Raw genomic sequence first — 14,996 nt, forward strand, 5'->3', positions numbered from 1 at the left:
CACATTTATGCTCGAAAATAAATTTATACTTATAAGAATTCCCTGCCTCATTTTATTGTTGTTTTTATTTTTTCCACTAATAAAATCAAATGCTCAGCAAAAGAATTATCTGATTCATACGGTTGCATTTTATAATTTCGAAAATCTTTTCGATACAATAAATGATCTTAAAACGAATGATGATGAATGGACGCCAACAGGAGCGGAACGATGGACATCAAAAAAGTACCATCATAAACTAGAAAACTTGGCAAGAGTTTTATCCGAAATTGGTTCAACCGAAAATTCAGATTCGCCTACATTTATAGCAGGTTCCGAAATTGAAAATAGAGAAGTTTTGGAAGATTTAATCAAACAACCCAAACTTATCGGAAAAGATTACGGAATTGTACATTTTGATTCCCCCGACAAAAGAGGAATAGATGTGGCTTTATTGTATCAAAAAAAGCATTTTCAGCCTACGACTTACAGCAACATTCCTTTGTATGTTTATAAAAATAATTTAAAAGCTACAACAATTTTAAAAACGGAATCCGATGAAAAAACCGATGATGTTTTGCAAGTAAGCACACAAAATAATCGAGTATATACAAGAGATCAACTCTTGGTAACTGGATTTCTCGATGGCGAAGAAATAAATATAATTGTCAATCACTGGCCATCACGTTCTGGAGGAGAGAAAAAATCAAGTCCTTTTAGGGAAGCAGCGGGCGTATTAAACAGAAAAATTATTGATTCCCTGCAAAGAATAAACCCAAATGCTAAAGTCATTACATTGGGCGATTTGAATGACGGACCTTATAATAAAAGTGTTAAAGTAGCGCTTGGAGCAAAAGCTAAAAAGACCGAAGTTTCGCCACTCGGGATTTACAATCCATTCGAAGACATGGCCAAAAAGGGGATGGGAACTCTCGCTCATCGGGATGCGTGGGATATTTTTGACCAAATTATGGTTTCACAATCCCTGTTAAAACCAGATTATTCCTCTTTTCGGTATTGGAAAGCAGGAATTTACAACAAATCATTTCTTATACAAACCAGTGGTCAGTACAAAGGATATCCGCTACGGCATTCCGCAACTGAAATAGGATTTAGCGATCATTTTCCAGTCTATATTTATTTAATAAAAGAAAAAAGGTAGTTTGCTATCATTAATATTCAATATATATATTCACTTTTTCTCAAACCCTTATGACATTTAAGAAAATATAAGTTAGCAGTTAATGTCATTATTAGTATAATTTATTCGCTCTTATATTTCTTACATGGTTTAATGATTTTATCTATTTTTTAATTTCATAACTTTACATTTAAAATTAGATAAAATGGCAATAGCAAAACCTTTCAACCTCAATAAATGGATAGACGAAAACCGTCATCTGCTCAAGCCACCAGTTGGCAATAGAAATTTGTATAGAGAATCCGGTGATTATATCGTGATGATTGTTGCGGGGCCAAATGCCCGAAAAGATTATCATTATAACGAAACCGAAGAATTATTTTACCAACTCGAAGGATCAATCAAAGTGGTTATTCAAGAAGATGGCAAGCGCAAAGAAATGGAGCTTCATGCCGGCGATATGTATCTTCATCCTGCGAAGGTGCCGCATTCTCCTGTTCGTTCGGAGGGTTCAATAGGTTTAGTGATCGAAAGAAAAAGAGTTGGAAAAGGTTTTACTGATGGATTGATGTGGTTTTGCGATAATTGCAATCATAACTTGCATGAAGTCTATTTTGAACTGCATAATATCGAAAAAGATTTCCTACCGCATTTTGAACATTTCTATAATTCAGAAAAGTTGAGAACCTGTGAAGAATGCGGAACTATTATGGAAACCGACCCTAGATTTGTTGCGCAAAAATAAATTTCAGGAGCTATTTCTCACTACTTATATCTTTGTAGTCCTGAATTTTTTTCAGGATACTAAAAACAAGTTCAGGACTAGAAAGGATGCCACTTCCATCGGGTCTAAAAATCGTGGACTGAACCATTTTTAAATTTGAGAAAGAAGGATTTTAGCCAATTAATGTTTTAAAAGAGTTTTTCGATTGATCAAAAAGACGTGTTTTGCACAATAATTTCAATGTAAAACAGTAAAATAAAAGTATAGAAGCAATGTTTAGTATTTCATGTTAAAACAATATATTTGTATAAAAATATAACAATTTTTAATAAAAAAGTTACAATGATAACAACAGCAAGTCAATTTGGAATAAAAGAAGCTCTAGAACAATTAGGAATTGTAGCCATAAATGAAGGAACATCGACCGGAGCAGACAATTTTGCAAACGGAAAAATAATTGAAAGCTATTCGCCGGCAGACGGTACTCTAATAGGAAAAGTGAAAACTTCTTCTAAAGAAGATTATGAAAAAGCGATGCAAAAAGCTTCGGCAGCTTTTCTGGAATGGCGTATGGTTCCGGCTCCTAAAAGAGGCGATATCGTTCGTCAGATGGGCGATGAATTAAGAAAATTTAAAGAACCTTTAGGAAAACTAGTTTCTTATGAAATGGGAAAAAGTCTTCAGGAAGGATATGGCGAAGTTCAGGAAATGATTGACATCTGTGATTTTGCCGTGGGTTTATCTCGCCAGTTGTACGGATTGACAATGCATTCGGAACGACCAATGCACAGAATGTATGAGCAATACCATCCAATAGGAACTGTCGGAATTATTTCGGCATTTAACTTTCCGGTAGCAGTTTGGAGTTGGAATGCAATGATAGCTTGGGTTTGTGGTGATGTTGTGATTTGGAAACCAAGTTCAAAAACTCCTTTATGTGGAGTCGCTTGTCAGAATATTATTAAAAGTGTCTTAAAGAGAAATAATGTTCCTGAAGGAGTTAGTTGTTTAGTAACAGGCAATGAATCTGGGGATTTAATCAATAATGATAAAAGAATCACGTTAGTATCTTTTACAGGGTCAACAAGAATTGGGCGTCACGTATCTAAAACGGTTGCAGAACGTTTTGGAAATACAATCCTGGAATTAGGAGGAAACAATGCAATTATCGTTTCGGAACATGCTGATATCAGTATGGTATTGGTTGGAGCAGTTTTTGGAGCAGTGGGAACAGCAGGACAACGTTGTACTTCAACCAGACGATTAATCATTCACGAAAGTGTGTATGAAAAAACCATCAGCGTATTGAAAAGCGCATACGGTCAATTACAAATTGGAAATCCATTGGACGAAAACAATCACGTTGGGCCACTTATTGACAAAGGAGCCGTTCAGGATTATTTGGATGCGATTGAAAAAGCAAAACTAGAAGGCGGAAAAATCATTGTGGAAGGCGGATTGATGGAAGGCGAAGGATACGAAAGTGGTTGCTACGTAAAACCATGTATTGTTGAAGCCGAAAATCATTTTGATATCGTTCAAACGGAAACTTTCGCGCCCATTTTATACGTTATGAAATACAGTACAATTGAAGAAGCGATTGCATTACAAAACGGAGTTCCACAAGGACTTTCTTCTTCTATTTTTACCAATAGTATGAGAGAAATGGAATTGTTCCTTTCTCAATCTGGTTCTGATTGTGGAATTGCTAATGTAAATATTGGTACTTCAGGAGCAGAAATTGGTGGGGCTTTTGGTGGTGAAAAAGAAACGGGTGGCGGACGTGAGTCAGGATCTGATGCTTGGAAAGCCTATATGCGAAGACAGACGAACACAATCAACTATGGTGCAAAATTGCCATTGGCACAAGGAATAAGATTTGATTTATAACACACCAAAACCAGCTTAAAATAAAAAAGACAATTTGAAAGTTAAATTTCTAATTGTCTTTTTTTTATCCAAAATTCCTAAGTGAACGCAACGAAAATGGGTTTTTTGTCTTTAAAACCGTTCTACATGTTATACGAAGCACCAATTAAAAATAAATTGGTTGTTTAAAATGATTAAAAATGTCAGAATTGCTATTGTGTTTCGCTAACGGAACCCAAAGTTTTTAAGTACTAAACTTAATCCTAGATAAACATCTAACTTTTCATCTACCTCTTTTTCATGCTATTGAGGTTTAATAATTTCATTCAAAAATATTTTTTTAAACTAATTTCTACCTTTTTCGTTTGAATATAAAGTCATTACGGGTTCGCTTTGCCAGAATTCTTTTGTATCAACATTCATAATGGTTAAAGGGCCTTTGAAAGCAGCACCAGTATCTAAATTCCAAACGCAGGCCATTTGAACCGGAATAGTTTTACCAATTCGAGAAACAGGTGTGTGGCCAATATAAATTTCATTGTATAATGTAAATCGTTTTGGATAAAATAAATCATTAGACTTTATGGTCTTATCTAACGCCAAAGCAGTTTCCCACAGGGTTCTGTCCCAGTAAAAAAGCCCAGGAAAATATTCGAAATCGACCCCATTCATATTGGTAAAACCAGCGTGAACAAACAGACGGTTTTGTTCATCCAGATAAAAATTATCTAATGACTGTAGGAATTCAACGTGTTTTAGCTTGGTTTCTGTATCAATAGTTTCATAGGCAATAACCGTTGCTTCCCCACCGTGCTTGTACCACATGAGATTGTCATTGCTTTTATTAAGCCATTCTAACAATAAATCATCATGATTCCCGCGAATACAAATACAGGTTTGTTTTTTTTGTAATTCAATTAAATAATCAATTACCTGTGGGGATTGGCTCCAGCCATCCACATAATCTCCCAGAAAGATTAAAGTGTCTTTTGTAGTTACGTTGGCTCTTTCCATAATTTGGTGCAGCGCATGTAAACCACCATGTATGTCGCCTATCACTAATGTTCTCATTTCTTGTCGTCTCATTAATTTGTATGCAAAAATAACAGAAAAGCATTTTCAACTCATAAAAATAGGTAAAAGAGTTAGGAAGAAAGAATTTTTAGGTTATTTTTTTGATTTCATTCAGGAATACTATTTTGAAAGGCAATTTTTAAGTTATTTGCGTTTTTTAAAAAATAGCATTGTACGTAAAGTTTTTGGAAGTGTTGAATATAACTACAGCGCTGTTCGATTGTCCACATTATGGGACAGTTAGGATCATAATTTTTATTCCGAGGTTAATGTAAAAGGGCGAACATTAAATTTAGTTATTTAAATCACTATTTCGACACAATAAAAAAAATCATTATTTTTGGTGATAGTTTGATAAAATATTTTAGGTTATTTTTACAAAAACTTTAAAACGTATAAGATGAATGCAGTTTTCGCTTTGTTGCTTCTATTGACCAGTTTTGTATGTCAAGTGATAAATGAATTCCTAGTTTGGTTAGCGACTTTGTGGTCTTAACACTAACTATGGGAATAAATACTTTATTTCTGCTTATCACTGCACATCATATTTCATCTTTCTCAAAATGCGTAATGCTTCTTTAAAGGACAAATACACTTGCGTGAAAGGTTTCAAAAGCAATTTGGCGTCAATCAGTTTTTGTTTGGCTTCTTCAAAACCGTTGAGGTAACAAATCATGAAGGTGGAGGGTAAGTTTTCTAAATCTTTGTGTTCTCTTTCGGATAATGAAAGCCCTTTTTGGAGTTTATTTAGTAAAGAAATATTGGCATTATAAATATGAAACAACATTTTTTTATTGAATTCCGGCGGCTGAAAAAGCATTTCTCTTTCAATTTTGTAATAGCCGTTATCATGAAAATGGATGGTTTGTTTTTCTAAAGGATAATAACTTGTTTTATCATTCAAACCTAAGGGAACATATTCAATAATCGTAAACGTATCCTCGTCAAAAGTTATTTCCACCACATCTTGAGCCGAGTAAAACAGCTTGATTTGTTCGTTTATCAGTTCAATATCCACTCGTGACAAATAGGTTTTATCACGCGACTTTTTAGTAGTTCCGGCCCAGCAAATCACAAATAACTCTTTGAATACTTTGTATTTCGGCGACATGTCTTTGTGCCTGAAATTCATAAAATCAATCACGCCGTCCAGTGTATATTCGATGCTGTTTCTTGAATTATTTTCGATGCCAATAACCGTTTCTGTGTTCTGATAATTTTTTTCGATTTCCCCTTCCACCGGCATTGTATTACTGCCGCGTCGTATAAAAACGCTGTTCACAAGAATAGTATGAATTCCTTTTTTGAAATGGGATGTTTTGCTCTTGGGTTTGATAGTTACTAATCCAATCACTTTGTCCTTTGGTAAATTAGGGAACGGTACATTTTCGTACTGAATTTTGGGTGGATTCTCTAGATACGCATTTACTAAATTCTGAATCCGGCTGTCGTCAAAGAAATCATCACCAACAATAGTGTTGTCTTGATCTTCGACACCCACAACAATATAGGAATTGTTCCTGGGGTTCGAATTGGATAAAGCACAAATGTGTTTCAAAAACTTGGCTTTTCCTTCTCGGGTATGTAAATTCAACTGGCGCTTTTTGTCATAAAAACTGCTCTCATCATTGTGAGCAAGAAGATTTTTGATAAGAATGCGTTTATTGATCATATTATTTTATTTCTATTGTAAGACTATTCGATTTTAGAAGTCGTTCCAAAATCGAATAGTCAGAAAATCTAATGGTCTAAAGATCTATTTAAAATAGTTGGAGAAGCTTGTGCCGTCGGGAATACAATCAAATCGGCAATATTTACATGATAAGGTCGGGAAACTACAAAATGGATAATGTCAGCTATATCCTCTGGTTGTAAGGCTTTGAAACCCTTATAAACACTAGCAGCCCTGTCTGTATCGCCTTTGAAACGCACTTCGCTAAACTCAGTTTCTACCGCTCCGGGATGAATAGCACCAACCCGAATTCCATAAGGATTCAAATCCATGCGCATGGCTTGGTTCAGGGCATCAACAGCATGTTTTGAAGCGCAATATACATTTCCGTTTAAATACACTTCTTTTCCTGCGATAGAACCAATGTTGATTATATGACCTGATTTTTGTTCAATCATTCTCGGAATTATCGCTTTGGAAACATACAAAAGACCTTTTACATTGATGTCAATCATCGCATCCCAATCATCTAAATTTCCGTTTTGGATGGAATCCAAACCGTGTGCATTTCCAGCATTATTAATTAAGACATCAATTTTAGAAAACGTTTCCGGCAAGGAATTGATGTTTTCAAAAACAGCTTTTTTATCCCGAACATCAAATGATAACGTATGAATTTCAGTAAATTCAGAAAGCTCTTTTGCAAGTGCAGTCAATCGGTCTTCTCGACGTCCACAAAGAATAATTTTATACTTATTTTTGGCTAATATCTGTGCTGTTGCTTTACCGATTCCGCTCGTAGCGCCAGTCACTAGGGCTATTTTATTCATAATTTCTATCTTGAAAAATGTAACCTTGATTTAATTGCGTTTTACAACTCTGTTTTTTATATCTAAAACCTAATTAGGGTACATTTTTACCCATGCTTTCTGCCCAGATAGCAAACCAATCTTCATTTTCTAATTCTAATTCGACCGCTTTCATCAACCCTTGAATTCTTGCGACATTTACAGTTCCGGCAATAGGAATCACTTTTGCAGGATGTTTCAAAATCCAGGAAAGCAAAATAGTATCGGAACCCAAATGGTATTTTGAAACTAATGTTGCCAGTAATTTTTTTAGTCTGTGGGTTTGAGGAATATCTTGTCTAAATACAGATCCCAACGGATTCCATGACATTGGACGAATATTATTGGTTTGCATATAATTGAAGCTTCCATCAACCATTGGTTCAAAATTGGTAGCCGAAAATTGCACTTGATTGTAGCTGATTTCAGTTTTCTGGCGAATCAATTCTGTTTGAGAAGAAGTGAAATTCGAAAGGCCAAAATCTATGATTTTCCCATCCGATTTTAGTTTTAAAACTGCTTCGGCAATTTCATCGGCTTCCATCAAAGGACTGGGTCTGTGCAATAAAAATACATCCAGATAATCCGTGTGTAAATTTTTTAAGGAATTTTCAACGGACCAAACAACATGTTCTTTCGAATAATCATAATGTTTAATGGTGTTATTACGGTTATTCGTCACCATTTGGATCCCACATTTGGATATCAGTTGTATTTTTTCTCGGGCTATTTTACTGGAAGCAAACGCTTTTCCAAACTCAGATTCAGTGGTGTAATCGCCATATATATCGGCATGATCAAAGGAGGTGATTTTATTTTCTAAACAGATATTAATCATGTTTTCCATTTCTTTGGTATTGAGATTTTTATCCCAAATTCCCCAATTCATGACACCAGCCACAATAGGTGATAATTTTGTTTTACTCATAGTTTTTATTTTTTATTGAAATAGGTAAATCTTCGAATTCAAAGCATATTTTTCAAAGTTCTTAAAAATATGAAAATTGTATCATAATTCGTCCTTAAAATTAAGTGTTTGGTCAAAGTTTTAACCATTTTTTAACATCTTACGTCTAAAAAAAAATTCAATTTGCACCATCAAAACGAAGGCATCAAATTTAAGGTTTTAAAAATAATAAAATGGAAGAAAATACAGCGACTTTAGACATTAGAGCAATCAATGAAAAAATTGAAAGAGAGAGTGCTTTTATAGACCTTCTTACAATGGAAATGAACAAGGTTATTGTGGGTCAGAAGCATATGGTGGAGCGTTTATTAATTGGACTTTTAGGTCAGGGACATATTTTGTTAGAAGGAGTTCCCGGATTAGCAAAAACATTGGCGATAAACACTCTTTCACAAGCTGTCCAAGGATCTTTCAGCAGGATACAATTTACTCCTGATTTATTGCCTGCCGATGTTGTTGGGACAATGATTTACAACATCAAACAAAATGAATTTTCGATAAAAAAAGGACCTATTTTCGCTAATTTCGTCCTCGCTGATGAGATCAACCGTGCACCAGCCAAAGTGCAATCGGCATTATTAGAAGCGATGCAGGAAAAGCAAGTGACTATTGGCGATACTACTTTTAAACTGGACAGACCGTTTCTAGTTTTAGCTACGCAAAATCCAATTGAACAAGAAGGAACGTATCAATTACCAGAAGCGCAGGTCGATCGTTTTATGTTGAAAACGGTTATTGATTATCCAAAAATGGAAGACGAGCGTTTAGTAATTCGCCAAAACCTAAAAGGAAGTTATGAAAAAGTAAATGCGGTAGTTTCAGTGGAACAAATTTTACGTGCTCAAGAAGCGGTTCGTGAAGTTTACATGGATGAAAAAATAGAGAAATACATACTTGATATTATTTTTGCCACACGTTACCCGGAGAAATATAAATTGGCTGATTTGAAACCATTAATCAGTTTTGGGGCTTCACCACGTGGAAGTATCAATTTGGCGAATGCCGCAAAATGTTATGCTTTTATCAAACGTCGCGGTTATGTAATTCCAGAAGATGTTCGTGCTGTTGTTCATGATGTATTGCGCCACAGAATCGGAATTACCTATGAAGCCGAAGCCGAAAATATTACTTCGGTTGATATCATTAACAAAATAATAAACGAAGTAGAAGTACCTTAAAAAGATTTTAGATTTTTGATATATGATTTTAGATTTTAGATCTGAAATCAGCAAATCGTTAATCAACAATCAACAAATCAAATGGATACAAAAGAGCTTTTAAAAAAAGTACGAAAAATAGAAATTAAAACCCGAAGATTGAGCGATCATATCTTTTCGGGAGAATATCACACTTCTTTCAAAGGGCGTGGAATGACGTTCAGTGAAGTGCGCCAATACCAATACGGTGATGATATTCGCGCGATTGATTGGAATGTAACCGCACGTTATAACGAAGCGCACGTAAAGGTTTTTGAGGAAGAGCGCGAATTAACCATGATGTTAATGGTTGATATTTCGGGTTCGGAAAGTTTCGGTTCGAAAAACCAATTCAAAAAGGATATTGTTACGGAGATTGCTGCAACAATGGCTTTTTCGGCGACTCAAAACAATGATAAAATAGGTTTGATTTTGTTTTCAGATGAAATCGAATTGTATATTCCGCCCAAAAAAGGAAGATCACACGTGTTGCGTATCATCAGAGAATTGATAGAATTTCAACCTAAAAGTCGTAAAACAGATATTGCCCAAGCCTTGAAATTTTTATCAGGAACCCAGAAAAAGAAAGCAATTGTGTTTGTGATTTCCGATTTTATGTCGGAAGATTACGAACAAACATTGAAAATAGCGTCTAAGAAACACGATATAACGGGCATTCGCGTGTATGATATTCGAGAAGAAAAAATGCCGAATTTAGGTATGGTTTCCATGCTTGATGCTGAAACCGGAGCAATCGAACTAATAAATACGGGGTCAAAATCAGTGCGAATGAATTATGAGAAACAGTATCACGATAAAGTGAACTATTTTAAAGAAACATTCAGCAAGTCAGGTTCAGGTGTCGTAAATACAAGAGTTGACGAAAGTTATGTCACTAAATTATTAGGCTATTTTAAATCGAGATAAAACGAAACCTAGCCCTATCAGGATTTTAAACCCTGACAGGGTTAACTAGATAAAAAATGAAAATTAGACTTTACCTACTATTATTGCTGCTTTCTACGGCTGTTTTTGCGCAACAAAAACAAGTAGTCACAAGTATTGACACGATTAAAAATAAAATTGGTGCTGAATTTAAACTGTCGATAAAAACCACGGTTGACACATCGTCTAAAGTGATTTTTCCAAAACTAAAAAACTTAGGTGCTTTAGAGGTGATTCAGTCGTATCCTGTTGATACCATAAAAACGGATGGTCGTTATGAATTGGTAAAAAAATACGGATTAACCCAATTTGATTCCGGTAGATATGTTATTCCAAGGATAAAAATCTTCATTAACAGCAAGCCGTTTCTAACAGACTCGCTTTTGGTAGAAGTTGCGAATGTTAAAGTGGATACTTTGAAACAAAAAATGTTCGATATCAAAGGCATTGCTCATGCGGATAATTCAATAGGGGATTGGTGGAAATATCTTTTGTTAATCGCCTTGATCGTTGGAATTGGAGTTTTGATTTATTGGTACATTAAAAAACGTCAAGAGAAAAAATTACAAGAAGAAATTTATAAAACTCCAATAGAGAAAGCGACCAGTTTGCTGGATACTTTAGAGAAAAAAGAGCTTTGGCAAAAAGGAGAAGTGAAGGCCTATTACAGTGAATTGACGGATATTGCCAGAAATTATATTGAAGAAGCAATAGAAATCCCAGCAATGGAAAGCACAACATCAGAATTGATTCAAGGACTTAAAGCGGCTTCTGTCAAAAAGAAAATGACGCTTTCTCAGGAAATAATAGAAAATCTCGAACGTGTTTTGAAGCAAGCCGATTTAGTGAAATTTGCAAAATCTAAACCGTTGGATTTTGAAATCACCGAAGATCGGAATAAGATTCAAAAAGTAATTCTGACATTAGACAATTCTATTCCCGTTGAAATACCGGTAGAAGAAGATGTTTTATTGAATGAGGCACAAAGGCAAAAACAGATCCAAATTCAATTACTAAAAAAGAGAAAGAAACGGATCGTTACTGCAGTAGTTTCAGTTGTTTTTTTATTGGTAGCAACGACCACTTTTTTCATTGTTCTCAAAGGATTTGACTATGTAAAAGATAATATACTAGGTAATCCTACTAAAGAATTACTAGAGGGCGAATGGGTGAAAAGTGATTACGGAAATCCGGGTGTTATAATAGAAACCCCAAAAGTGTTAAAGAGAGTTGATTTGACTAAAACGCTGCCTAAAGAAGGAATGGCATTAATTAAAGAAATGCAATCTTTTGCTTATGGAAGTGTTTCAGATCATTTTTATCTGATGGTTTCTACTTTAAAATATAAGAAAGAGACCGAAATAGATTTGGCAAAATCAATGGACGGTGCATTGCAATCATTAGAGGCTCAAGGGGCACAAAACATGATAGTAAAACAAGAAGATTTTGAAACTAAAGAGGGAATTAAAGGGCTTAAAGCCTACGGGACATTTCAGAAAATAGATGGAGATAATCAAAGCAGCGTGAAAATGTATTATGAAGCATTATTGTTCAGTCAAGAAGGTGGATTACAACAAATTTTACTCTTCCATGAAGAAGGAGACACGTATGCAAATAATATATCGGAACGCGTTTTGAATGCTGTCGAATTAAAACAAGCAAGTAAATAATGGCTAAAATAACTTTTTTAAACCCAGAATTTTTTTGGTTGTTTCTTCTTATTCCAATTGCTATTGCCTGGTTATTTTGGAAAAAGAACCAACAATCCGCAACGTTGAAAATAAGTTCATTACAAGGATTTAAATGTACAACTTCTTATTTAACAAGGCTAAAACCAATATTGAATGTGTTTCGAGTATTGGCTCTATGTTCTTTGATAGTTGCAATGGCAAGACCAAGAACAGTTGATATAAGCAATAAAACTAAAACTACGAAAGGAATCGATATTGTCATGGCAGTGGACGTTTCCGGGAGTATGCTGGCCAAAGATTTGAAGCCCGATAGGATGCAGGCACTTAAAAGATTAGCAGCAGATTTTGTTGAAGAACGACCAAACGACAGAATTGGATTGGTGGTTTATGCTTCTGAAGCGTATACAAAAACACCCGTGACAAGCGATAAAGCAGTTATTTTGGATGCTATCCAAAGTATAAAATACGATAGCGTTCTAAAAGACGGAACAGGAATAGGAATGGGCTTGGCTACTGCAGTAAACAGATTGAAAGACAGTAAAGCTAAAAGTAAAGTGATTATTTTGATGACTGACGGGGTTAACAACGCAGGATTTATTGAGCCAGATACAGCATCCGATATCGCCAAACAATACGGAATAAAAGTATATACCATAGGAATAGGAACAAACGGAATGGCAATGTTTCCATACGCAGTTGCACCAAATGGACAATTCCTTTTTCAAATGATGAAAGTGGAAATTGATGAGCAAATGATGAAAAAAATTGCAAACAATACGGGTGGAAAATATTTTAGAGCGACGAGCAATAGCAAGTTAGCCGAAATTTATGCAACAATAAACAAGTTGGAGACTACTGAAATCGAAGAACTAAAATTCTATGATTATGATGAAAAATTCAGGCTATTTGTATGGTTTGCAGGTTTTTTGCTATTACTTGAGTTAGGATTGCGAAATACAGTTTTTAAAAGCTTTATATAAAGACAGTCGCAAGCTGAAAACTGCGACTAAAAGATAAAAAATGGAATTAGACGAAAAAAAATATTTATACCTCCTTTTTATACTACCCATTGTGGTGCTGGTTTTCTTGGTTAATTTATATTGGAAAAGAAAAAAACAACGCGAATTTGGAGATTTAGAGATGGTGAAAAAACTAAGCCCGGAAAGCTCTGTTTTTAAACCAGTTTTGAAGTTAGTATTGTTATTATTGGCATTGCTTGGGCTGATTCTTGGATTGGTAAATCCAAAGATAGGTACCAAAATGGAAACCGTAAAACGAGAAGGAATTGACATCGTTTTTGCGATGGATGTCTCGAAAAGTATGCTGGCTGAGGATGTAGCGCCCAATCGTTTGGATAAAAGTAAGCAAATCGTTTCGCAAATTATCAATCAATTAGGGAGTGATAGAATAGGAATTGTCGCTTACGCCGGAAGTGCCTTTCCCGTGTTGCCCATTACCACTGATTATAGTGTGGCAAAAATGTATTTGCAAAGCATGAATACTGATATGGTTTCATCTGTAGGAACATCGTTCAACGAAGCAATCAAACTGTCTACGACTTATTTTGATGATAAAAAGACAAGTAAGTTATTGATTATGATTTCCGATGGTGAAGATCATGCCGAAGGAGCGGAAGAAGCAGCGGAAGAAGCTAATAAATTAGGTGTAAAAATCATCACAATAGGAATAGGAACTGAAAAAGGAGGCGCCATTCCTTTAAAGAGAAACGGCATTGTAGAAAGTTTTAAAAGAGACAATAATAATGAAGTGGTTATTACCAAATTAAACCAAGAAAGTCTAAACGCAATTGCAAAAGCCACAAAAGGCGGTTATGTGAACGGAACGAATACTAAAGAAGTGCTGGAATATATCAAGAATGCTTTGGATAAAATTCAAAAAACAGAATTTGAAGCTACAGAAATGGCCGACTTTCAATCGCAATTTCAATGGTTTTTAGGTTTTGCTTTTGTTTTCTTATTTCTGGATATTTTTCTTTTGGAAAGAAAAACAAGTTGGGTAAACAAATTGAATTTATTTAACGAGAATAAATAAAATATAAAGGGTAAGTATCTGGAACAAGCCTCCATTATTGGAACAAAAACAAAAAATACTTTGACACTTACATTTAAAAAATAAAATGAAGAACTTAATTTTACATCTTTTATTACTCCTTTCTTTTGTTGTAAACGCACAACAGAAAGACAGAATATTGCCTAAAGCAAATGAGGAATATGCTAAAAATAAATTTGTGGATGCCGAAGCTAATTATAGAATTTCGGATTCAAAATTTCCGAATAAAACTATTGCGCCATACAATTTAGGAAATGCTATTTATAAACAAAATCAAGTGGCGGAGGCTAAATTTGCGTACATAAAAGCACTGAAAAATGCTAAATCAAGACCGGACAAACATCAAGCTTTTCATAATTTAGGAAATGTTTTCATGAAAGAAAAGGATTATACGCAAGCAGTGGAAGCCTATAAAAACGCTTTGCGAAATGACCCTACAGATGAAGAAACCCGTTATAATTACGCTTTGGCAAAGAAAATGCTAAAAGAAAATCCACCAAAGGATGACAAAAAGAAAGACGATAAGAAGAGCGATAAAGACAAAGACAAGAAAAAGGACGATAAGAAAAAGGACGACAAGAAAAAAAACGGCGACAAAGATAAAAAAGACGATAAAGGCGACAAGGATAAAGATAATAAAGGTCCTAAACCAGATGATAAAGGAGAGCCAAAACCCCCGCCGGGCGGAATCTCTAAAGAACGTTTAGAGAATCTTTTGGACGCGGTAAATAAGGAAGAAAAGAAAGTTCAGGATAAAGTGAATGCCCAAAAAGTAAAAGGAAAACCGGTCAAAACAGAGAAAGATTGGTAATTCAATTAG

At 34.8% G+C, this 14,996-nt stretch carries 13 protein-coding genes; 9 read left to right on the plus strand and 4 right to left on the minus strand.

What is annotated here, in order from left to right:
• Nucleotides 1-7: 7 nt before the first annotated feature.
• The 3 genes from ACM55G_RS02410 to amaB all read left to right on the plus strand — a co-directional run bounded on the left by ACM55G_RS02410 (nucleotide 8) and on the right by amaB (nucleotide 3,734).
• Nucleotides 8-1,141, plus strand: coding sequence for an endonuclease/exonuclease/phosphatase family protein (locus ACM55G_RS02410; RefSeq protein WP_416842308.1), 1,134 nt, complete (start codon nucleotides 8-10; stop codon nucleotides 1,139-1,141).
• 184 nt (nucleotides 1,142-1,325) lie between these two features.
• Nucleotides 1,326-1,865, plus strand: a complete 540-nt coding sequence (locus ACM55G_RS02415) for a 3-hydroxyanthranilate 3,4-dioxygenase (RefSeq protein WP_416842309.1) — start codon at nucleotides 1,326-1,328, stop codon at nucleotides 1,863-1,865.
• Nucleotides 1,866-2,186: 321 nt separating this feature from the next.
• Nucleotides 2,187-3,734 carry an L-piperidine-6-carboxylate dehydrogenase gene (gene amaB / locus ACM55G_RS02420; RefSeq protein ID WP_416842310.1) on the plus strand — a complete coding sequence of 516 codons (1,548 nt, stop codon included), beginning with the start codon at nucleotides 2,187-2,189 and terminating at the stop codon, nucleotides 3,732-3,734.
• A 324-nt stretch (nucleotides 3,735-4,058) separates the two neighbouring features.
• On the opposite strand, the gene ACM55G_RS02425 is transcribed toward amaB, so the two are convergent.
• The 4 genes from ACM55G_RS02425 to ACM55G_RS02440 form a co-directional block, all read right to left on the minus strand.
• Nucleotides 4,059-4,784, minus strand: coding sequence for a metallophosphoesterase family protein (locus tag ACM55G_RS02425; RefSeq protein ID WP_416842773.1), 726 nt, complete (start codon nucleotides 4,782-4,784; stop codon nucleotides 4,059-4,061).
• A 535-nt stretch (nucleotides 4,785-5,319) separates the two neighbouring features.
• Nucleotides 5,320-6,459 carry an ATP-binding protein gene (locus tag ACM55G_RS02430; protein ID WP_416842311.1) on the minus strand — a complete coding sequence of 380 codons (1,140 nt, stop codon included), beginning with the start codon at nucleotides 6,457-6,459 and terminating at the stop codon, nucleotides 5,320-5,322.
• Between the two features lie 68 nt (nucleotides 6,460-6,527).
• Complete coding sequence (locus ACM55G_RS02435) at nucleotides 6,528-7,289, minus strand: SDR family NAD(P)-dependent oxidoreductase (RefSeq protein ID WP_416842312.1); 762 nt, start codon at nucleotides 7,287-7,289, stop codon at nucleotides 6,528-6,530.
• A gap of 73 nt (nucleotides 7,290-7,362) precedes the next feature.
• Nucleotides 7,363-8,235 carry an aldo/keto reductase gene (locus tag ACM55G_RS02440; RefSeq protein ID WP_416842313.1) on the minus strand — a complete coding sequence of 291 codons (873 nt, stop codon included), beginning with the start codon at nucleotides 8,233-8,235 and terminating at the stop codon, nucleotides 7,363-7,365.
• A 212-nt stretch (nucleotides 8,236-8,447) separates the two neighbouring features.
• On the opposite strand from ACM55G_RS02440, the gene ACM55G_RS02445 reads away from it, so the two are divergent.
• The 6 genes from ACM55G_RS02445 (at nucleotide 8,448) to ACM55G_RS02470 (ending at nucleotide 14,987) form a co-directional block, all read left to right on the plus strand.
• Complete coding sequence (locus ACM55G_RS02445; RefSeq protein WP_416842314.1) at nucleotides 8,448-9,452, plus strand: AAA family ATPase; 1,005 nt, start codon at nucleotides 8,448-8,450, stop codon at nucleotides 9,450-9,452.
• 81 nt (nucleotides 9,453-9,533) lie between these two features.
• Nucleotides 9,534-10,397, plus strand: coding sequence for a DUF58 domain-containing protein (locus ACM55G_RS02450; protein ID WP_416842315.1), 864 nt, complete (start codon nucleotides 9,534-9,536; stop codon nucleotides 10,395-10,397).
• A 56-nt stretch (nucleotides 10,398-10,453) separates the two neighbouring features.
• Nucleotides 10,454-12,085, plus strand: a complete 1,632-nt coding sequence (locus tag ACM55G_RS02455; RefSeq protein ID WP_416842316.1) for a hypothetical protein — start codon at nucleotides 10,454-10,456, stop codon at nucleotides 12,083-12,085.
• Nucleotides 12,085-13,086 carry a vWA domain-containing protein gene (locus ACM55G_RS02460; RefSeq protein ID WP_416842317.1) on the plus strand — a complete coding sequence of 334 codons (1,002 nt, stop codon included), beginning with the start codon at nucleotides 12,085-12,087 and terminating at the stop codon, nucleotides 13,084-13,086. The genes ACM55G_RS02455 and ACM55G_RS02460 overlap by 1 nt, the downstream gene beginning before the upstream one ends.
• 40 nt (nucleotides 13,087-13,126) lie before the next feature.
• Nucleotides 13,127-14,158 carry a VWA domain-containing protein gene (locus tag ACM55G_RS02465; RefSeq protein ID WP_416842318.1) on the plus strand — a complete coding sequence of 344 codons (1,032 nt, stop codon included), beginning with the start codon at nucleotides 13,127-13,129 and terminating at the stop codon, nucleotides 14,156-14,158.
• 85 nt (nucleotides 14,159-14,243) lie between these two features.
• Nucleotides 14,244-14,987, plus strand: a complete 744-nt coding sequence (locus ACM55G_RS02470; RefSeq protein ID WP_416842319.1) for a tetratricopeptide repeat protein — start codon at nucleotides 14,244-14,246, stop codon at nucleotides 14,985-14,987.
• Nucleotides 14,988-14,996: the final 9 nt, after the last annotated feature.

Origin of the sequence: Flavobacterium algoriphilum (genome assembly GCF_048158655.1) — a bacterium.
Lineage (GTDB): Bacteria > Bacteroidota > Bacteroidia > Flavobacteriales > Flavobacteriaceae > Flavobacterium > Flavobacterium algoriphilum.

Excerpts from the sequence above, each read along its gene's own strand:
- ACM55G_RS02410 (WP_416842308.1), top strand. The coding sequence starts at position 8 with ATGCTCGAAAATAAATTTATACTTATAAGAATTCCCTGCCTCATTTTA.
- ACM55G_RS02415 (WP_416842309.1), top strand. The coding sequence starts at position 1,326 with ATGGCAATAGCAAAACCTTTCAACCTCAATAAATGGATAGACGAAAAC.
- amaB (WP_416842310.1), top strand. The coding sequence starts at position 2,187 with ATGATAACAACAGCAAGTCAATTTGGAATAAAAGAAGCTCTAGAACAA.
- ACM55G_RS02425 (WP_416842773.1), bottom strand. The coding sequence starts at position 4,784 with ATGAGAACATTAGTGATAGGCGACATACATGGTGGTTTACATGCGCTG.
- ACM55G_RS02430 (WP_416842311.1), bottom strand. The coding sequence starts at position 6,459 with ATGATCAATAAACGCATTCTTATCAAAAATCTTCTTGCTCACAATGAT.
- ACM55G_RS02435 (WP_416842312.1), bottom strand. The coding sequence starts at position 7,289 with ATGAATAAAATAGCCCTAGTGACTGGCGCTACGAGCGGAATCGGTAAA.
- ACM55G_RS02440 (WP_416842313.1), bottom strand. The coding sequence starts at position 8,235 with ATGAGTAAAACAAAATTATCACCTATTGTGGCTGGTGTCATGAATTGG.
- ACM55G_RS02445 (WP_416842314.1), top strand. The coding sequence starts at position 8,448 with ATGGAAGAAAATACAGCGACTTTAGACATTAGAGCAATCAATGAAAAA.
- ACM55G_RS02450 (WP_416842315.1), top strand. The coding sequence starts at position 9,534 with ATGGATACAAAAGAGCTTTTAAAAAAAGTACGAAAAATAGAAATTAAA.
- ACM55G_RS02455 (WP_416842316.1), top strand. The coding sequence starts at position 10,454 with ATGAAAATTAGACTTTACCTACTATTATTGCTGCTTTCTACGGCTGTT.
- ACM55G_RS02460 (WP_416842317.1), top strand. The coding sequence starts at position 12,085 with ATGGCTAAAATAACTTTTTTAAACCCAGAATTTTTTTGGTTGTTTCTT.
- ACM55G_RS02465 (WP_416842318.1), top strand. The coding sequence starts at position 13,127 with ATGGAATTAGACGAAAAAAAATATTTATACCTCCTTTTTATACTACCC.
- ACM55G_RS02470 (WP_416842319.1), top strand. The coding sequence starts at position 14,244 with ATGAAGAACTTAATTTTACATCTTTTATTACTCCTTTCTTTTGTTGTA.